The following is a 17,601-nucleotide window of genomic DNA, read 5'->3' as shown; positions in this document are numbered from 1 at the left end:
ACAACTTTTCCTGGTGTCTATTGCGCGGTGGAACCACACTGAACCCTTCCCGAACTCAGAGGTGAAACGCTGCTGCGGCCACGATAGTTTAGGGGTAGCCCTACGCAAAAATAGCTCGATGCCAGGAATAATAATTCAATAAAAGCCTTCTCAAAGTCATTTGAGAAGGCTTTTGTTTTTTCTGGAATATACTGCGTTACAAATTTATCAGATATCAATGGTGCAGGGATGACCACCCGTTTCGCTTCTGGAATCAGATGGCAAGCATTCTCCATTCAGCATTGTTGAGATAGGTAGGATATTCTTGCGGAACATTGATTACCAATAGATGTACTCTGTATTTGCATCCTCTAGTTAGTCTTCTACTCAATTTCCTCTTTAGATTGACTTTATAAATAGCTTTTTACTTTAATATTCCTTTTACATTATATTTATAATTATTGCTCTAAAACTAGCTAAACTTCATATTTGAGAATATATTCTACCTCTTCACTATTGCTTAGAAAAACATAATATGTTGCTTCATGATTACTTAAATTAAATGTCATTAGTTATACCCTTGTAGTAGCAGCTTAAAAGATTGATATTAGAGAAGTAGTTTAAAAATATAGTTTGTCTGTCTAGTACATGAATAAAAAATGGGCTGCTAAACGACTTACAATCAATCTCACATCAAGTGAGGCACAGAAGCTTGAACAATACTGTTCAATGACGGGAAGACCAGCAACCGATGTTATTCGGGAGTTAATTCGCTCTCTTTCTACTCAAGAGGAAAAAGTGTCCCAAACGTACTAATTCATACTCAACAAAAAACAAAATCATGATGTGCACATTTTAATTCCTAAGTCAAAGATAGTGTTTCACACTTATCAATGATTTTCCTGCAAACACGCGCTATAGGTAGCAACTAACACAATTAAGATGTGATTCTGCTCATTTAGCCATGCCCAATATGGATGGTTTTGAGCTAATAGTTCAGCTATAAACATCCACAAACCTGTCTGTTCTCATGGTCTTTAGTAGCCTGCGGATTCGAGGAAAATCACTAGCGTAGGGGAGTTTGAAGGCAGGGGCAAAAGCATTCCTGCCCAAAACCTCCAGCTCGACGAACTACTCAATAGGCTGCGATCGCTGGGAGTAGATATATGCCTAATCTCCACCTCCGTAGCCCCGACCAATTGGCGTTTTCCATGCTACTTCTTACCCTTCTCCGTCAGGAGAAGGGTAACAATTCGAGTATTACTTGCCCAAAGTCCTAGTTCAACTTTCCAAGACGAATCTTTTAAAGTTTTGTAGACTACTAAGAGAATGCCAAAAATAAATTTTTCAGCCAAATTTTCGTAAATTCAGCGTAGCGATCGCCATCCTGGAAGTAACAATCAAAAGTTTTTTGCAGTTGGGGGATACACCGTTATTTACATGCCCATCCCATAATCAGTAATGCCTTTGCCAAAACCTACCCTTTAGATTTACATGCAGGAGTACAGCGATCGCCTTTTCGACAGTTAAGAATCTAATGAGAGAGTGCGTTAGTGTACCTTACCGTAAGTATCGCTTGTTTTCAATTGGTACGGAAATTTCTCTTACGTTGTTTGTGCCTTGCAACTTCTTTGCGCTTGTGTTTTTCCAAAGGCGTTTCAAAGTGACGATGCTTTCTCATGTCTGGAAAAATACCTGCTTTGGAAACTTCTCTCTTAAATCGACGTAAGGCTGACTCAATTCCTTCATTTTCGCCCACAAATACTTGGGTCATTTTCATCTCCTACCTAATTGGTACTGGGCAATTTTAAGCTATCCAGTAGACCGAAGCGCAAAAAGGGCAGATTCATTATCTGCCCTTAAGACGTTAAAACTTAATTTTTAATCTTAAAGCTTAGTAGCGTCCTCGGTTGTATCCACCACCGCCGCCACCGCGACGATCGCCACCACCACCACCAAAGGAACCACTTCTGTCTTCCTTGGGTTTAGCCTTGTTCACTTTGAGATCGCGTCCCATCCACTCAGCACCATCAAGAGCCTCAATGGCAGCTGTTTCTTCAGCTTCTGTACCCATCTCTACGAAAGCAAAGCCGCGTGGACGGCCTGTTTCACGGTCAGTAGGCAACTGAACGCGTTTTACAGAACCATGTTCAGCAAAAACAGATGTGAGGTCTTCTTGTGTGACCTCGTAGGATAGATTACCTACATAAATTGACATGCGTTATCTCCAAAATCATAGGTGTGTAGAGATTTAGATTTCGGAGACAAGCTTGTTAAGACCAAAAGGGAAAAGCCTGTCAATACTAAAAACAAACGCTGTAACCGAATTTTATTCTCACCTAATTACCTTAGCACATCATTGAGTTCTTACCCACCGTAACTTAGAAGTACTAAAGATTAGGCATGGGGCATTGGTTCTTCTCCTTGTCTCCCTGATCTTCTCTTACCCTCTCATAGGGAACTTCTATATTGAATTGAGTAGCAGATATTCCCCAATTAATTGCAAAATAAATGCAGTTAGTCATTGTTACTAATTGGAAATGCCGACTACACTTGCTGACGCACAAAATTTACTTTCTGACCTCATCGCCCATTACTCTGAGCGTGTAGATTATCTGATGATTCGCCTTGAAGAAGCAGAAGGGACTGATATCTTGTTGCGTGGCGACAAGGTAGAAACCCTCAGTGAAGGCATCTCCATTGGTGGACATATTCGCGCTTGTTATAAAGGTGGATGGGGTTTGAGCTGCTTTAACCAACTGGCGACAATCAAAGATCGCATAGAAGAAGCGATCGCTGCGGCGCGGATGGTTGGTGATGAAGAAACTTTACTTGCACCTATTGACCCCGTGCAAGCAGTATGCATTCTACCACTTAAAGGCACTGATCCCCGACAAATCCCACTCTCGAAGAAAAAACAATTGTGCGATCGCTATACTGAATTGCTCAAAAGCGTTGATCACCGCATTACCACTACCTCGGTGCGTTACGGTGACAGCGCCCAAAAAGTGATCATAGCGACCTCAGAAGGCACTTTGATCGAGCAATCTTGGGTGGATATGGAAATGCGCTTTGCGGCTACTGCCAGAAATGGCGAAACCGTACAAACTGGACGGGAAACTACTGGCTCTCGCAAAGCTTACGAAGATTTAACTGATTTGGATGAACAGGTAAAAAGTGCAGCTCAGAGAGCGATCGCAGCTTTATCTCTGCCATCGGTGAAAGGCAATACTTACACCGTAGTCATTGACCCAATTCTTACGGGTTTGTTTGTCCACGAAGCCTTTGGACATCTTTCTGAGGCCGATATGGCTTATGAAAACCCTGATTTGTTGGAAGTCATGACCATTGGACGGCGGTTTGGCCCGGAAGAACTCCAAATTTTTGATGGTGCTGCCCCAGAGGGACATCGTGGTAGCTATTTTTATGATGATGAAGGCACGCCTGCTACTACTACTCAACTAATTAAAGATGGAGTTTTAGTTGGACGTTTACATTCTCGTGAAACCGCAGGCAAATTGGAGGAAGCACCTACGGGGAACGCACGCTGTCTCAACTATCACTTTACTCCCATTGTGCGGATGACAAATACCTGGATTGAACGGGGTAAAACACCAGTTAAAGACTTATTCACCGATATCAAAGAAGGAGTGTATGCCCGCAATTGGTTGGGTGGGATGACGAATGGGGAAATGTTCACCTTCAGTGCTGGGGAAGCGTGGATGATTAGGAACGGCAAAATTGCTGAACCTGTGCGGGATGTAACGCTTTCGGGAAATGTATTCCAAACTTTAGCGGATATTGAGGCAATTGGTGATGATTTTTACTGGGATGAATCTGGCGGTTGCGGTAAAGGAGGGCAAAATGGTTTGTCAGTAGGTTGTGGTGGCCCTAGTCTGCGAATTCGAGATGTAGTGGTTGGTGGGGAAACATAAACCTCAACCGTTGTAGCGTAAAGTCTGTATTAGACAAGTTTGTAGTAAGCACTAAAGTTTTTAATGCAAGGGGACGCATTGGCATTGTTAGTCGATGCATTGGCATTGTCAGCCGATGCATTGGCATTGTCAGCCGATGCATTGGCATTGTCAGCTGATGCATTGGCATTGTCAGCCGATGCATTGGCATTGTTAGTCGATGCATTGGCATTGTCAAATTTAATTCGCAAGTGGATGTTCCCCTATTACTCTTCAGGGGAGAATAGCTCAATTCAAATTAATTTGCTAGCCAGAAAGCGACGTTACGCACATAGGTTTTGATATCTTCTAAGGCACGTGGCTCTTTTTTCATACCATCTCCTGGTGCTTCATCTACAAAAGTGGGACAGCCTTTGTTAATATCCCAGTTGTAATCTACTAAATGATGGAAGCTGGAGTTAGCTACTGCTCGTCCTAGTATATTTCCTTGTTCATCTTGATGATGCTCGATCGCTACAAGTAGATTGAAGTTACGACCTGTAACTAAACTTTTACCCAAAGCAATTACCCGCGCATTGGCATTGGTCAAAGGTGCGCCAATACCGCCTTCGTGGGGATGTGTTGGGAAAAATTCGATACTTTCCGAAGGTGAATTGGGATTTTTTAAAAGTTCGTGAATGGGTTCGACAATGGTAATTTTTTGATAATCGCCGTTAGCTCCAGAATGATAGTTGGGCCAGGAGATATAAGTTGTGTATGAGTCATCTCGGCTCCAGCGCGATTCATCGGGATCGGGATTTTTGGTGTTGAAATAGTGGACATCTCCGATGTCAATTAAACCACACATCGAACAGCCCATATCCTGATGATCGCGTGTTGTCAAAATACCGCCGCCGCGTTGCCGAAAAGCATTGATTCCGGCAATGTCTTTTTCGGTTAAACCTTTATCCACCTCTAATCCAAATAGCCAAAGTTCATCAAAATCTGATTTGTCGAGACTACTTAAAACTGGGTCACTGCCTACTGCATCTGATTCGTAATCGCGTCCCGTAACTTCAAATAAGGAGTTTCCTGCTTCGTCTTTAATCGATGCTAAGTAATCTTGTAACATCGAGAAACGAAAAATGCTCCAGTCATCTTCAGTCGTAGGAATCGTAGTCTGCAAAAGAATACGAATTGGTTTTGCCATAACCTTTGCCAGATGAACACCACAATTGAGTATAGCGATCGCTTTGCACTAATGCTTAAGTTTTTAAATTCCTCAACATCCCTCCCAAGTATGAAAAAAAAATCACAACTCTAGGTAGTAGCGCCAGTAGTTGAGGATGGTTAATCTACACAAAGGTAATTCGATATTCATTCCGGTTTGATTCACTACACCAATCCTCCGTGGCGCGTGCTGGGGATTTACTGCCTGTCTGAGTAAGCTGGATAGCCTCAATTAAACGTTCCTTAACACAGCGACAGATATGAAAGCAGATCAACTCCTGAAAAACTATGCCGCAGGTGTCAGAGATTTTACTGGTATCAACTTGAGCGAGGCAAACTTAAGGGAAGCCAATCTCAGTGGCATAATTTTGGATAAAGCAATTTTAGATGGAGCTAATCTAAGTCACGCTAATTTAGCCCAAGCCAGTTTGATTGAGGCAGACTTAAATGGAGCAAATTTGAGCAATGCTGACCTCAGTGGTAGCAACTTAAGCGGAGCTATCTTGGATGGAGCTATTTTGGATGGAGCAGCAATGGAAGGAGCTAATTTGAGTCAGGCTGATTTGACGGTTGCTAAACTGATTGACACTAACTTGAGTGAAGCGGATTTACAGGAAGCTAGTTTGATAGCGGCGAATTTAGATGGAGCCGATTTGAGCGGTGCAGACTTAACTGTAGCCGACTTATCCCAGGCAAATCTCACTCAAGCAGATTTGAACCAGACAAATTTAAGCGGAGCAAATTTGGATGGAGCCAATATAGAAGGAACAATCCTGGATGAGAATGTGTGACACTACCAGTCAGATAAACCCATGACTACTCGCTTCTCTACGAGACGCTACACGAAGCTTTAATTTACGCATTGATGCATTTCAAAAAAGGGATACAGTAGCCCTAAATTTATTTATGAGATTCTTAATTTTGTATAAGTGAATGGGTAATTTTTGACTTTCGCGTTCGCGTAGCGTCTCGCTGAGAAGGAGGCAACTCGCTATTTTACGGACGTACCCAAGGCTTTTTGGGCTTATAGCGATCATCATACTCTATGCCGGAAAAGCTGTTGCCTCTAAATTAGAATAGGAGCGTTGCTGAATTGAAGTATGAATCCGGATGTAGAGACGTAGCACTGCTACGTCTCTACAAGGATTTTGGTATTATGCAAAATCATTTTCATACATGGAATCAGCAACCCCAGAATAGGAGATATTTGTCAACTATCCAGATTCCAATCTGCTTGTACCTTCATGTCCGATAACACGCGCCGAAGTTGCAGCACAGAAATGGTTTATCAGGCATTAGTAGCCATTGGGCAAACATCTGCGATTAAATCAGTCTATGTAGGGTTGCATTCTGGAAGTTGACAAGTAAAATAGGAAACACTGCTTATCGGCTTGGTACTCTTGGGAAAAAAACCATGTAGTTAAAAGCACGTTAGGCTAATATGCGATGGGTGACAATTCTTAGACCTATTGCCTAAAGCTAATAGCCCCATGTTAACAACACTTCCAGACACCTCTGCCAACTTAGCGATCGCCTTGTTAATTAACTATAGTTTCGATCTCAGTGGCTATACTGCCAATGAGCTAGTTGAGCGTTGGCAAACGCAATACCCGCTTAATTGGCTACACCTGGCAGTGATTGAGGCACTATATCAAGGTCGTTATAAAGCTGTTTCCGTGCAGCAAATTTTAGTATTTTGGCAGCGCCGGGATCAGGCTACATATCATTTCAACATGGAATTTGAACGGATGATTTGTAGCAAATTTCCCCAAAGTTTAACTTCATCGCCTGCGCCAGTTCTACCGCTAGCCAAGAAAAATCCTATTGTAGAGAAAGTCACGAGTCCTCAATTACCACCAGCTAAGATTCGCAACGGCTATCAACACAGCAATACTGCAACTCTACAACTGAAAAGTTCCGAACAAAAAACATCTGTAGATGAAGAAGCGAAGGACGAAGCTAGGGACAATAAAACTGTCCTGAAGTCTCCCCTTTCGGGAAAATTTGCTTATTCAACAACGTTTCAGTTATCATCTGCTATCAGCCAGAAGCAAGCTTCACAAGAAAGTCCACCGCCTTCACCATCACCAATTCCTTATCAACGACAGCCAAAACTGCTCCCACCTGCTCCCATTCATGCCCCAATCGGGCAATTTACTCCAGAAAAAAGCGATCGCTCTGAGTCTTTTACATCTAAACTCAAAGCGATGTCTGGGGAACAGAATCCGCTAGTTGGGGGGAGTGGGGGAAGGAGAGCAGGGGAAGCAGGGGGAGCAGGGGGAGCAGGAGTGGAATAACTAATGCCCAATACCTTTTAGATTTTTACTGTTCAACTAACTCTTTAAAGCGCTTATCATCGGCAATATCATCGAAATCTAAGTCAGTTACTGCGTCTTCTTTATACCTGGGATTAAGTTCAATTGCTTGTTGTAAAGTTAACAGAGATAGTTCAACTTGTCTTTGTAGTGCGTAACAGGCTGCTTTGTTATAATAGGCACTGGCATAATCTGGGTTAATTTCTAAAGCTTTGTTAAAACTAGCGATCGCTTCATCATCGCGCCCCAATCTTACCAAGGTATAACCGTGTTTATCCCAAATTTTGGGAGAATTGGGTTGGAATTCCAGCGCTTTATCAAAAGATGCTATAGCCTCTTCATATTGTTCTAATGCTACTAGAGAAAGGCCGCGATTCAACCAAGCAACTGCATCATCAGGCTTGATTTGTGTAGCTTTATCAAATGAGTCAAAGGCTTGCTGATGCTGTTGTAAGTTACCAAAGGCAACGCCGCGATCGCACCAAGCTTGATGATAATCTGGTTGAATTGCAATAGCTCTATTGTATGATGCGATCGCATCTTTGTAGCGTTTCAATCTCCCTAGAGTTAGACCTCGTTTTAACCAAGTCACAGGTTCATCAGCTTGGATTTTAACCGCTTCGTTGTAAGCTGCGATCGCATCTTCATAGCGCCTTTGGGAAAATAGCTCATCTCCCTGTTTTACATACTCATCAGCAGTAAATTTTGGTTGTTGTGGCTGTTCTTGTATTTCTTCCTCAACTTCAGAATTTACAACCTCTAGGATGGATGCAGCTGCCATCTCAACGTCAACTTCAGAATTCACCGCCTCTAGGATAGATTCAGGTGTAATTTCAGTTAGTTCCTGAAGGATGAGATCCTTTCTTTCTTGGGCATCCAATTGTAACTCAGAGAGTTGAGAGACAAACTCAGTTTCTAGTCTTTCTAACTTCTCTAAAATGAGAATCTTTTGTTGTTGAGCATTCCATTGTAAATCTGAGAATTGCGAAGTAAACTCAGAACCAGATTTTTCTAAATTCTCAATGATTAGCTCTTTACGTGTTTGAGCATCTACTTGTAATTCAGATAGGTGATTGGCAAATTCTGACTGCAATGCTGCTAAACTCTCAACAATTTTGTTTTTTTGTTCTTGAGCATCTACCTGTAATTCAGATAATTGAAATTTTAGTTCCTGATCTAATCTTCCTAAATTCTCAAGTGTGATATCTTTTTGTTTCTGAGCATCTACCTGTAATTTAGATAATTTTTCCGCAAATTCTGATTGCAATTTTGTTAAACTTTCAATAGATATATCCTTTTGCTTTTGAGCATCAGACTGCCATCCAGAAAGTTGAGATTTTAGCTCAAAATTTAATACGTCTAAATCAGTAACGGCTAGTTCTTGCTGTTGTTGCACGCCTAACTTTAAATTAGACATATCTTCTGCGATGACAGATGCTAATTTGCCTAGATTATCCAGTGCTATATCTCTTTGTTGTTGAGCATCTAACTCTAACTTAGATAGCCCATAAGCAAATTCTGACTCTAAAGTTTGTATATTTTCTTGAGATTTTTTCAGTTCAGTTTCTAATCTAGTTAATACCTGTGATTTAGCTAAATCTAGTTCAGATGTAAGGTTAGATAAATATTTTTTTTGTTCGTTTTTAATCTTTTCTTGTAAACTAGCTGTTTCCTCTTCTAATTCATAATTTATTTTTTTAGCTTCTTGAATAAGATTTTCAGCCTCTTGTTTAGCGGTGGCTAGCTGATTTTGCAATTTTTCCATTCCCTGTAATTGTTGCATAGCTCTATCAACAATTTCACGGATTACCACCCGTCGCAGGAGCCAAAATAAAGCAATGATTGCGACTGGAAATAGACTTAATATAACTAGCCAGACATTGAGTAAGATAGTTGTCCGGCTAAAAGCGCTATTAAAATCAGATTGGACTTGCTGTTGAATTCGCTTTTCCGCTCTTAGCCGCGTTAATTCTTCCCGTTCCTGATTCGATAACACCAAAGCAGGAGTTAGTGCTGGGGAAGGTGATGGTGCAGATTGTCCACTGGCAATTCCAGGGGACAGCAGTAAGGGTAAAAAGACAATAGTGCTTTTTACAATTAAAGCGAAAACAGCTTGATTTTTGCTCTTCATAACAACCATCTCAGTCTGTTGGTCAGTTTTTGAAGCGGCGTGCCTCTCTCCAATCTATAACAGAATTAAGTAGTGAAATGTTGTAGAGGTACTGGGAAATGCTGAATAATCCTTAACTAATCCGTTCCTTCGCCTTTACTGTACGTACAACTTCAGTCGTCGAGCGCAGTCAAGTTTTTAACATTTTTTAGATATACCATTATAACATTACTAGGTGAAAACCAAGCACCACAAACAATAATTTATCAACCTCTAGAAGACAGATTGTAGCAAAATCGGCGCTTTCTCAGAGCATTCATCGAACTAAGTTCGGACTTTATTTCTACAGATAGCAGTATGCAAAGTGTCAGATGTGCGTACTTCGCACTAACATTAGACTATCTAGGGTAAGCAGATTACTTGCCCTACAATTAACTTAACAAAGGCGGTAGAAAATGGGTCGGTTAAATCCTTATACACTGCAATTGCAGATTACTCGAATGTTTGAGCAAGGGCAATCATTTTTTGCCACAACCAAAGTACAGGAATGGTTGAAAGAACGCAAACACAATCCACAAGATTATGACATTCTTTTCCATAAAAAACCCGCACCTCCTGGTTCCAAAGAAGTGATAGTAGTGGAAATTGAATTACGCCGCAAAGATGGGCAACCTGTAGATCCTTGGTTGCAGGAACAAGCAAATCTCCATGCCTGATTTTAAGAACTAGCAATTTTCAATTTAAATTCATATTATCGTAACAGAATTTACCAAAAAAGAGCGTTCCGCAATTGGAATGCTCTTTGTTATCTTTTATTTAGGGATATATATTATCTGTGCGATTGCTCATATCAAAAACATTAAATTCAATCCCTTCTAACTTGAGCCTCAAAGCCTCTAATAAGAGGTTTATTCTTTCTTCAATAAACATTGTTAGGGCGTTTTCAGGAAGTGCATCGGCTCTTGACCATTCAAGAATAATCGTTGGTATAACATGAGAGCGTAGGACTGCCTCTAAACCAGGGTTGTCATATTCTTTGAGATAATCTAATGGATTTTTATCGCTAATTTTCAAATTAGTTATTTGAGACAGATACGCAATATTCATCAAGCTGTCACATTCTATTTGACTAGCAATGCCACTTTGTTTAATAAAGTTAACCGGAAATATGTGGTGCAAGTTAGGCTTATCTGTTAGCAGATAATAAACATCAGATAAAATATATTGATGAGGTTTTGCCCAATCCTTTGGCTCATGGTTCGCATAAAGTGATAGAATCGCTCTGGATAAACGACCTCTAGAACTGTAAAATGATTTTTTTAGCTGATTTTTATCAATATTAAACTGATTGAATGAGTAAGTATTATTAGTTTTTTCTTGATTAATAAATTCTATATGTTGCCAAAGATGGGTAGTATTAGAGAGCAAATCTTCATTGTGAAAACAATAATACCAAAAATACTTTTCTAAAAAACTGTAATTGGGTTTAATATTACGATAAAAATATGCTGTTATAGTCAGATATAGATATCGGGAAGGGATTAATTTTGGCCCCTTGATATGCAAACAATTATCAAAAAATTTAAAAGTATTAGCGATTGCTGTCTGGAAATTAGACCATACAGCTTCAATATGTTCTGTTTTTAGCTTATTAAGATACATATCAGTAATATTTTGTATCCCTGCATTGGGAAATTCAAGTTTTACTACTACAGCTAGCATCTGAAGTAATGTCCAGTCATCAACGCTTGTATACAGACTGCTAGTAATAGACTCTCTAAAACTATTAATCAATTCACGAAGGTAAAACCCAGAAATGTTATTCTTTTTGTCCTCAATCCGAAAAGTCTTAGCTACCACAATATCAAAGATATTCAAAGGTTTGCCAGCTTGATTAATTCGCTCAAATATTTGGCATACTTCTGCAACTTCAATACCTCGTAACTCAATGAAGGACATTCTATAATTATCTAAAACTTCTTTACATTTCGCTAGCTGTTGTCTATAGGGATGCTCAAAGTCACCATAGCCACCTTTATGAAGATTTCTTTCAATATTGCCATAATCATTTTTAATATCTTCTAACTTGACGATCAGCTTTTCCTCATAACGTTTATTTTTAGCTTTGTTTAATTTATTTTGCCCATTGTTATCATTTATCTCATCCCAAAATAGAAATCTTTCGATATAACTTGTATCATCTGTAGCATCAGTAAATTTAATAGTCAAGTCTACATATAGCGCTGGGTTAAACTTATTTTTACAATAAATATTATTCTTATCCCCATATATTGAGGTTAGAAGGGCTGTTGTTCTTTGTTGTCCATCTAAAATATATTGGTATTCGGTAGAGGAAAAATCGTCAGCAAGCTTAATACCCCCTATTTCTCTATGACTTTCAAGCTTGGTACTAGTTTTCCAAATTAAAATACTTCCTAAAGGGTAAAACTTATAAATACTATCCCAGAGCTTTTTTACATTCTCTTTCTCCCAGACAATATCTCGTTGAAAAGTCGGAATTTGATACTTTCTAGCTAAGAGATTATCCAAATAGGTAGTAATGGCAGAATTAGTTGGCTGAATGCGATCGGTGTATGTAGACATTAAATTAACCTTACTTAACTTTGAGTTAATATCAAGATTTGTGTGTGAATTTCACTTAATTTAGTAAAATTCCATACAAGACTAACTGATATTTAATTAAGTAGCAACTCAATTTTTAGAAAATCTCTGCAACCTTTCTTCCATGCCAACGTTGCCCTGTAAGCCGCCTGTGTGTACTAGCAGTAATGAGTTGCCTTTACTAAAAAATCCCTGCTTTAGTAAATCCATCACTCCGTAAAACATTTTGGCGGTATATACGTAATCGAGGGGTACACCATGTTCTTCTGTGAACTGCTGACTGAAAAATAGCAGATCGTTGTTCACCTTTGCATAGCCGCCGAAGTGGTAATCACATACCAATTCCCAGGAAGCGGGAGAACTATATGGTGTGGCTAAACCAGAGGCGAGGTAATTTGTCAACAAACTTTCGATTTCTTGTGCGAGAAATGCGCCATTTTTCAATACTGGAAAAGCGATCGCTCTTTGTCCTTGATGCAACGAAAGCGCAATACCTGCTAGTGTGGTAGCTGTACCGCAAGCTACGCATATATGATCAAATGCGTAGGCATAGCCAGCCGTAGGCATCGCATCAGCAATTATCTCTGTACACCCGCGCACACCATTTAAATTACTCCCGCCTTCGGGAATGATAAACACCTCGCCGAAGCGTTGTTGCAGATATTCTTCTAACTCTGGTGTGTTGCGCTCTCGATACATCTCGCGGTTCAGATACACAAGCTGCATACCCTGTTGTACAGCAAAACTCAGCGTCCGGTTCAATGGTAGCCTCTCCTCGCCACGAATTACACCAATGGTACGAAAACCGAAAAGACTACCAGCCGCCGCAGTTGCATAGATATGATTGGAATAAGCGCCGCCAAAGGTTAGCAACGTCGTGAAATCTTTCTCCTTGGCCTCCAAAAGGTTGTATTTCAGCTTGAACCATTTATTGCCGTTAACCCACGGGTGCATCAGATCGAGGCGCAGCACATACAAATCAACACCAGCGTTACGGGCAATTTCGCTATTGATTTGCTGTAGAGGAGGAGGAAGAAATATTAACGACATCCCTAAAAATCATAACTTATATTTGACATTCTCTCACGTTCATTATTGAACATAAAACTAATGATAAACATTGAGTAACTCAATGGTAGCTCAATCAAAATAAAGAATAACTCTTTCTGATGATTAGCTTTAGAAATTGGCATTTTACTAATTGAGGATTTCAGGTGAATATAAGGAACATAACACTCGCTCCAAATAATATTCTTTATGGAGAAAAGAAATGGTTGCACTCACACAGCTTGCTCAAGTTATTCCCAATCCAGGACGTTTGACGATTGAAACTGTCGAAATTGCTCCTGAAACGACTGCTATTCGTTGTCTCGACTGGGATAGAGAACGTTTTGATATCGAGTTTGGTTTACGGAATGGTACAACCTATAATTCTTTCTTAATTCAGGGAGAAAAAGTTGCTTTAGTTGACACATCTCACCGCAAATTTGAGGAATTATATCTTGAGGTAGTGGCGGGATTAATTGATCCGGCTAAGATAGATTACTTAATTATCAGCCATACGGAACCAGACCACAGTGGCTTAGTCAAAGATATTTTGCAATTAGCTCCCTGCATTACTGTTGTTGGTGCAAAGGTGGCTATTCAATTTTTAGAAAATATGGTTCACCAGCCTTTTAAATCAATGCAGGTGAAAAGTGGAGAGCGATTAGATTTAGGTAACGGACACGAATTAGAATTTATCTCTGCACCTAACTTACACTGGCCTGACACAATATTGACTTATGACCACAAAACTTGCACTCTCTACACTTGCGATGTGTTTGGGATGCACTACTGTGATGACCACACCTATGATGAAAATATTACTTTAATAGAGGAAGATTTTCACTATTACTATGATTGCCTCATGGGCCCCAATGCCCGATCTGTTTTGGCAGCTTTAAAGCGGATTGAAAAGTTAGATATAAGAACAGTTGCCACGGGACATGGCCCTTTATTACAACACTATATCTCCGAATGGCTCGGACGCTATCAAAACTGGAGTTTAGAACAAGCAAAAACAGAGACATTAGTGGCTCTACTTTATGTTGAAGATTATGGGCATAGCGAGCATTTAGTCCGTTCTATAGCACATGGATGCGCGAAAACAGGGGTGGCAGTAGAATTAGTAGACCTCAATAGTGCCGAGCCTCAAGAAGTTCGAGAATTAGTTGCACAAGCCTCTGGTTTGGTAATTGCAATGCCAGCCCAATCTTCGGTGATGGCTCAAGCTGCTTTAAGTACAATTTTAGCTGCTGTTCACAAGAAGCAAGCGATTGGTTTATTAGAGTCAGGAGGTGGAGAAGATGAACCTGTTTATCCTTTACGTAATAAGTTTCAAGAACTGGGATTAACTGAAGCTTTTCCTCCTATTTTAATTAAGGAAATTCCTACTCAAGCAACGGAACAACTTTGTGATGAAGCGGGGACAGATATGGGTCAATGGTTGACCCGCGATCGCACCATTAAACAAATTAAATCTATCAATACCGAGCTAGAGAAAGCTTTAGGGCGGATTAGCACAGGATTGTATATTATCACCGCCAAAAAAGGAGAAGTTCAGAGTGCAATGTTTGCTTCTTGGGTGACACAAGCGAGTCTTGAGCCTTTAGGAGTAGCGATCGCAGTATCCAAAGATCGGGCAATTGAATCTTTGATGCACGTTGGCGATCGCTTTGTCTTAAACGTTTTAGAAGAAGGCAAATATCAAGGATTAATGAAACATTTTCTGAAACGTTTTGCTCCTGGTGCAGACCGCTTTGCTGGAGTGAAAACATATCCAGCGAAAAATGAATCGCCCGTTTTAGCTGAAGCTTTGGCTTACATGGAATGTGAAATTACTAGCCGCATGGATTGTGGAGATCATTGGGTAATTTATAGCACAGTCCAAACTGGAAGAGTTGCCAACCTACATGCACTTACTGCTGCCCATCACCGCAAAATTGGTAATCATTACTAAATAGTGATTTGTCATTAAGCTCCTCTATTCCCTGCCCGCATTCTCCCACTTCCCTACTCCCAACAACTATGTATAAATCTGTTGAAAATACCCCGATTAGCATGTACGAAATCAATCGTGGGCGCGTTGTGCGAACCTTGGAATTTATCCAAGATATAATTGTAATTTCTTTGTGTATCGGTTTATTTAGCTTCATGGTGCTTCAGGTGAGAGATATGTTTCTTTCCTTGCTTCCACCTTTAGATTTTCATGCTGTTACTGCCGATATTCTCTTTTTACTTATCTTAGTTGAGCTATTCCGACTGCTGATTATTTATCTACAGGAACATCGAGTATCTATTGGGGTAGCTGTTGAAGTTTCCATCGTTTCCGCCTTGCGAGAAGTCATTGTTAAAGGTGTTCTAGAAACAAGTTGGAGTCAAGTTTTAGCAACTTGTGCCTTTTTATTAGTCCTGGGAGTACTATTGTTCCTCCGAGTTTGGCTACCCCCTACCTTTGAAGGTATCGATCCCGAACAAGAAGTATCTAAACGCTATAGAAGCCGAGCCAAGTCTGAATTAATACAAAACAATGGTCATTAAAAATAGGGAGTGGGGAGTGGGGAGATGAGGGAGACAAGGATAATAACCAATGCCCAATGCCCAATTCTCAATGCCCAATGCCCAATTCCCCATTATTAACAGAGGTTATTATGTCTGCTGCCACATTAACGCCCAACCATAGCAGAGATGTACAAGTTGTTGAAATTGGTAAAAATACTCTGATACTACGATCGCGGACTTGGGACAGATTAAAATTTGAGGTGGAGTATTCCCGCCAACGGGGAACTACAGCGAATTCTTATCTGATTCAAGCTGATAAAAAGGCTTTAATTGACCCTCCTGGCGAATCTTTTACCGAAATTTACCTTCAGCAACTTGCACAACATTTAGATTTCACTACCCTAGATTACATTGTTCTCGGTCATGTCAACCCAAACCGCAGCGCAACTCTGCAAGTATTGCTCTCTCAAGTTCCTCAAGCTACTCTAATTTGTTCTCGCCCCGCCGCCAATGCTCTCAAAACCGCCTTTCCCGAATTGGAGTCACGTATTCAAGTGGTGCGATCGGGGGATACTCTAGATTTAGGACAAGAACATCATTTATCATTTATCACTGTACCAACTCCCCGTTGGGCGGATGGACTTTGTACTTATGATTCCGCTACAAAAATACTCTACACAGACAAACTTTTTGGCGCTCATATTTGCGAAGATACCTTGTTTGATGAAGATTGGAAGGGATTAGATGCGGAACGTCGTTACTATTTTGAATGTCTCCATGCACCCCAAGCCAAACAAGTTGAAGTAGCTTTAGATAAATTGTCAGTTTTGGGAGCCAGATGTTACGCCCCAGCACACGGGCCAGTTGTGCGTTACAGCCTCAGCCGCTTTACTTATGATTACCGTCAATGGTGTCAAGGGCAAAAATCTCAAGAGTTAAGTGTTGCTTTGCTTTATGCTTCTGCTTATGGAAATACAGCAATTCTGGCGAATGCGATCGCTCAAGGTTTGATCCAAAATGGAGTTAATGTAGAATCAATCAACTGTGAACTAGCCGATTCTGCCGAGATTAACCGCATTGTAGAAACTTGCCATGGCTTGATTATCGGTTCACCTACTTTAGGCGGACATGCACCTACTCAAATTCAAACTGCTTTAGGAATAGTTCTCTCAGTGGCGGCTAAAACTAAGTTAGCAGGGGTGTTTGGTTCTTATGGTTGGAGTGGCGAGGCAATAGATTTAATCGAAAGCAAGCTCAAAGATGCTAATTATCAACTAGGATTTGAAACAATTCGGGTGCGTTTCAGTCCGACTCCTGAGATTCTTCAGCAGTGTCAAGAAGCAGGTGCTTTCTTTGCCCAAAACTTGAAGAAAACCAAAAAACTGCGTTCTTCCCGCCAGGTTGTGACAGAAGCCCATGTAGATCGTACTGAACAAGCTGTGGGGCGGATCATTGGTTCTCTGTGTGTTGTGACAACTCGTGATGAAGAAACTCACAAAGGGGTTTTAACTTCTTGGGTATCGCAGGCAACTTTTAACCCGCCAGGAATTATGATTGCGATCGCTAATGAGCAAAATGCAGATTTAATGCATCATCCTGGTGATAAATTTGTGCTGAATATCCTCAAAGAAGGAAGAAATGTGCGACGCTATTTTTCTCGTCATAGCACTTTAGGAGATAATCCTTTTGCAAACCTTGACACGAAAACTGCTTTTAATGGTTGTTTGATTTTGAATGAGGCATTAGCCTATTTAGAATGTACGGTGCAAAATCAGCTTGAATGCGGCGATAGATGGTTAATTTATGCCGTCATCGATCACGGTGAAGTGTTGGAAAATGAAGGTGTCACTGCTTTAGAACATCGTAAATCAGGCAGCTATTATTAAGCTGACTTTTCACAGTATTTGAA

Annotated in this window: 15 protein-coding genes and 1 rRNA gene; 10 read left to right on the top strand and 6 right to left on the bottom strand. The window is 40.5% G+C overall.

Features of this window, described 5'->3' with window-relative positions; translation table 11 throughout:
- Positions 1 to 9: 9 nt before the first annotated feature.
- Positions 10 to 127 (top strand): 5S ribosomal RNA (gene rrf / locus LC608_RS28850).
- Between the two features lie 500 nt (positions 128 to 627).
- Entirely contained in the window at positions 628 to 795 is a 168-nt protein-coding gene (locus LC608_RS28845; RefSeq protein WP_100901972.1) for a CopG family transcriptional regulator, read from the top strand.
- A gap of 766 nt (positions 796 to 1,561) precedes the next feature.
- On the opposite strand, the gene rpsU is transcribed toward LC608_RS28845, so the two are convergent.
- Complete coding sequence (gene rpsU / locus LC608_RS28840) at positions 1,562 to 1,753, bottom strand: 30S ribosomal protein S21 (protein ID WP_229556848.1); 192 nt, start codon at positions 1,751 to 1,753, stop codon at positions 1,562 to 1,564.
- Between the two features lie 120 nt (positions 1,754 to 1,873).
- Positions 1,874 to 2,197 (bottom strand): RNA-binding protein, encoded by a 324-nt coding sequence (locus LC608_RS28835; RefSeq protein WP_114085123.1) that lies wholly within the window; start codon positions 2,195 to 2,197, stop codon positions 1,874 to 1,876.
- Positions 2,198 to 2,519: 322 nt separating this feature from the next.
- On the opposite strand from LC608_RS28835, the gene LC608_RS28830 reads away from it, so the two are divergent.
- A complete protein-coding gene (locus LC608_RS28830; protein WP_229556847.1) occupies positions 2,520 to 3,914 on the top strand; it encodes a TldD/PmbA family protein in 1,395 nt (464 codons plus the stop codon).
- A 63-nt stretch (positions 3,915 to 3,977) separates the two neighbouring features.
- Positions 3,978 to 4,235, top strand: a complete 258-nt coding sequence (locus tag LC608_RS28825) for a hypothetical protein (RefSeq protein WP_229556846.1) — start codon at positions 3,978 to 3,980, stop codon at positions 4,233 to 4,235.
- Here LC608_RS28825 and LC608_RS28820 read toward each other — a convergent pair.
- Positions 4,192 to 5,082 carry a hypothetical protein gene (locus LC608_RS28820; RefSeq protein ID WP_229556845.1) on the bottom strand — a complete coding sequence of 297 codons (891 nt, stop codon included), beginning with the start codon at positions 5,080 to 5,082 and terminating at the stop codon, positions 4,192 to 4,194. The genes LC608_RS28825 and LC608_RS28820 overlap by 44 nt on opposite strands.
- Positions 5,083 to 5,362: 280 nt before the next feature.
- Between LC608_RS28820 and LC608_RS28815 the strand changes: the two genes are divergently transcribed.
- Together LC608_RS28815 and LC608_RS28810 are read left to right on the top strand one after the other, a co-directional pair.
- A complete protein-coding gene (locus tag LC608_RS28815; protein WP_229556844.1) occupies positions 5,363 to 5,893 on the top strand; it encodes a pentapeptide repeat-containing protein in 531 nt (176 codons plus the stop codon).
- 699 nt (positions 5,894 to 6,592) lie between these two features.
- A complete protein-coding gene (locus LC608_RS28810; protein WP_229556843.1) occupies positions 6,593 to 7,399 on the top strand; it encodes a hypothetical protein in 807 nt (268 codons plus the stop codon).
- A gap of 25 nt (positions 7,400 to 7,424) precedes the next feature.
- Here the strand turns inward: LC608_RS28810 and LC608_RS28805 are convergent, their stop codons facing one another.
- A complete protein-coding gene (locus LC608_RS28805) occupies positions 7,425 to 9,548 on the bottom strand; it encodes a tetratricopeptide repeat protein (protein WP_229556842.1) in 2,124 nt (707 codons plus the stop codon).
- A gap of 434 nt (positions 9,549 to 9,982) precedes the next feature.
- Here LC608_RS28805 and LC608_RS28800 point away from each other — a divergent pair, with 434 nt between their 5' ends.
- Complete coding sequence (locus tag LC608_RS28800; protein ID WP_229556841.1) at positions 9,983 to 10,243, top strand: hypothetical protein; 261 nt, start codon at positions 9,983 to 9,985, stop codon at positions 10,241 to 10,243.
- Between the two features lie 100 nt (positions 10,244 to 10,343).
- On the opposite strand, the gene LC608_RS28795 is transcribed toward LC608_RS28800, so the two are convergent.
- Both LC608_RS28795 and LC608_RS28790 read right to left on the bottom strand, forming a co-directional pair.
- Positions 10,344 to 12,131, bottom strand: a complete 1,788-nt coding sequence (locus tag LC608_RS28795; protein WP_229556840.1) for a DUF262 domain-containing protein — start codon at positions 12,129 to 12,131, stop codon at positions 10,344 to 10,346.
- A gap of 108 nt (positions 12,132 to 12,239) precedes the next feature.
- Positions 12,240 to 13,199, bottom strand: coding sequence for a 1-aminocyclopropane-1-carboxylate deaminase/D-cysteine desulfhydrase (locus tag LC608_RS28790; protein WP_229556839.1), 960 nt, complete (start codon positions 13,197 to 13,199; stop codon positions 12,240 to 12,242).
- A 220-nt stretch (positions 13,200 to 13,419) separates the two neighbouring features.
- Here LC608_RS28790 and LC608_RS28785 point away from each other — a divergent pair, with 220 nt between their 5' ends.
- The 3 genes from LC608_RS28785 to LC608_RS28775 all read left to right on the top strand — a co-directional run bounded on the left by LC608_RS28785 (position 13,420) and on the right by LC608_RS28775 (position 17,578).
- Positions 13,420 to 15,150, top strand: coding sequence for a diflavin flavoprotein (locus tag LC608_RS28785; protein WP_229556838.1), 1,731 nt, complete (start codon positions 13,420 to 13,422; stop codon positions 15,148 to 15,150).
- A gap of 68 nt (positions 15,151 to 15,218) precedes the next feature.
- A complete protein-coding gene (locus LC608_RS28780; protein ID WP_229556837.1) occupies positions 15,219 to 15,731 on the top strand; it encodes a phosphate-starvation-inducible PsiE family protein in 513 nt (170 codons plus the stop codon).
- A gap of 110 nt (positions 15,732 to 15,841) precedes the next feature.
- Positions 15,842 to 17,578, top strand: a complete 1,737-nt coding sequence (locus tag LC608_RS28775; RefSeq protein ID WP_229556836.1) for a diflavin flavoprotein — start codon at positions 15,842 to 15,844, stop codon at positions 17,576 to 17,578.
- The last annotated feature ends 23 nt before the right edge of the window (positions 17,579 to 17,601 follow it).

This window comes from Nostoc sp. XA010 (assembly GCF_020829625.1).
In the GTDB taxonomy this organism is placed as follows: Bacteria; Cyanobacteriota; Cyanobacteriia; order Cyanobacteriales; family Nostocaceae; genus Nostoc.
The sequence above is the reverse complement of the archived record's forward strand: the minus strand, read 5'-3'. Positions and strand labels throughout refer to the sequence as shown.

Bases quoted from the DNA above. Each gene is read 5' to 3' on its own strand.
- LC608_RS28845 (WP_100901972.1), top strand. From the start codon at position 628: ATGAATAAAAAATGGGCTGCTAAACGACTTACAATCAATCTCACATCA.
- rpsU (WP_229556848.1), bottom strand. From the start codon at position 1,753: ATGACCCAAGTATTTGTGGGCGAAAATGAAGGAATTGAGTCAGCCTTA.
- LC608_RS28835 (WP_114085123.1), bottom strand. From the start codon at position 2,197: ATGTCAATTTATGTAGGTAATCTATCCTACGAGGTCACACAAGAAGAC.
- LC608_RS28830 (WP_229556847.1), top strand. From the start codon at position 2,520: ATGCCGACTACACTTGCTGACGCACAAAATTTACTTTCTGACCTCATC.
- LC608_RS28825 (WP_229556846.1), top strand. From the start codon at position 3,978: ATGCAAGGGGACGCATTGGCATTGTTAGTCGATGCATTGGCATTGTCA.
- LC608_RS28820 (WP_229556845.1), bottom strand. From the start codon at position 5,082: ATGGCAAAACCAATTCGTATTCTTTTGCAGACTACGATTCCTACGACT.
- LC608_RS28815 (WP_229556844.1), top strand. From the start codon at position 5,363: ATGAAAGCAGATCAACTCCTGAAAAACTATGCCGCAGGTGTCAGAGAT.
- LC608_RS28810 (WP_229556843.1), top strand. From the start codon at position 6,593: ATGTTAACAACACTTCCAGACACCTCTGCCAACTTAGCGATCGCCTTG.
- LC608_RS28805 (WP_229556842.1), bottom strand. From the start codon at position 9,548: ATGAAGAGCAAAAATCAAGCTGTTTTCGCTTTAATTGTAAAAAGCACT.
- LC608_RS28800 (WP_229556841.1), top strand. From the start codon at position 9,983: ATGGGTCGGTTAAATCCTTATACACTGCAATTGCAGATTACTCGAATG.
- LC608_RS28795 (WP_229556840.1), bottom strand. From the start codon at position 12,131: ATGTCTACATACACCGATCGCATTCAGCCAACTAATTCTGCCATTACT.
- LC608_RS28790 (WP_229556839.1), bottom strand. From the start codon at position 13,199: ATGTCGTTAATATTTCTTCCTCCTCCTCTACAGCAAATCAATAGCGAA.
- LC608_RS28785 (WP_229556838.1), top strand. From the start codon at position 13,420: ATGGTTGCACTCACACAGCTTGCTCAAGTTATTCCCAATCCAGGACGT.
- LC608_RS28780 (WP_229556837.1), top strand. From the start codon at position 15,219: ATGTATAAATCTGTTGAAAATACCCCGATTAGCATGTACGAAATCAAT.
- LC608_RS28775 (WP_229556836.1), top strand. From the start codon at position 15,842: ATGTCTGCTGCCACATTAACGCCCAACCATAGCAGAGATGTACAAGTT.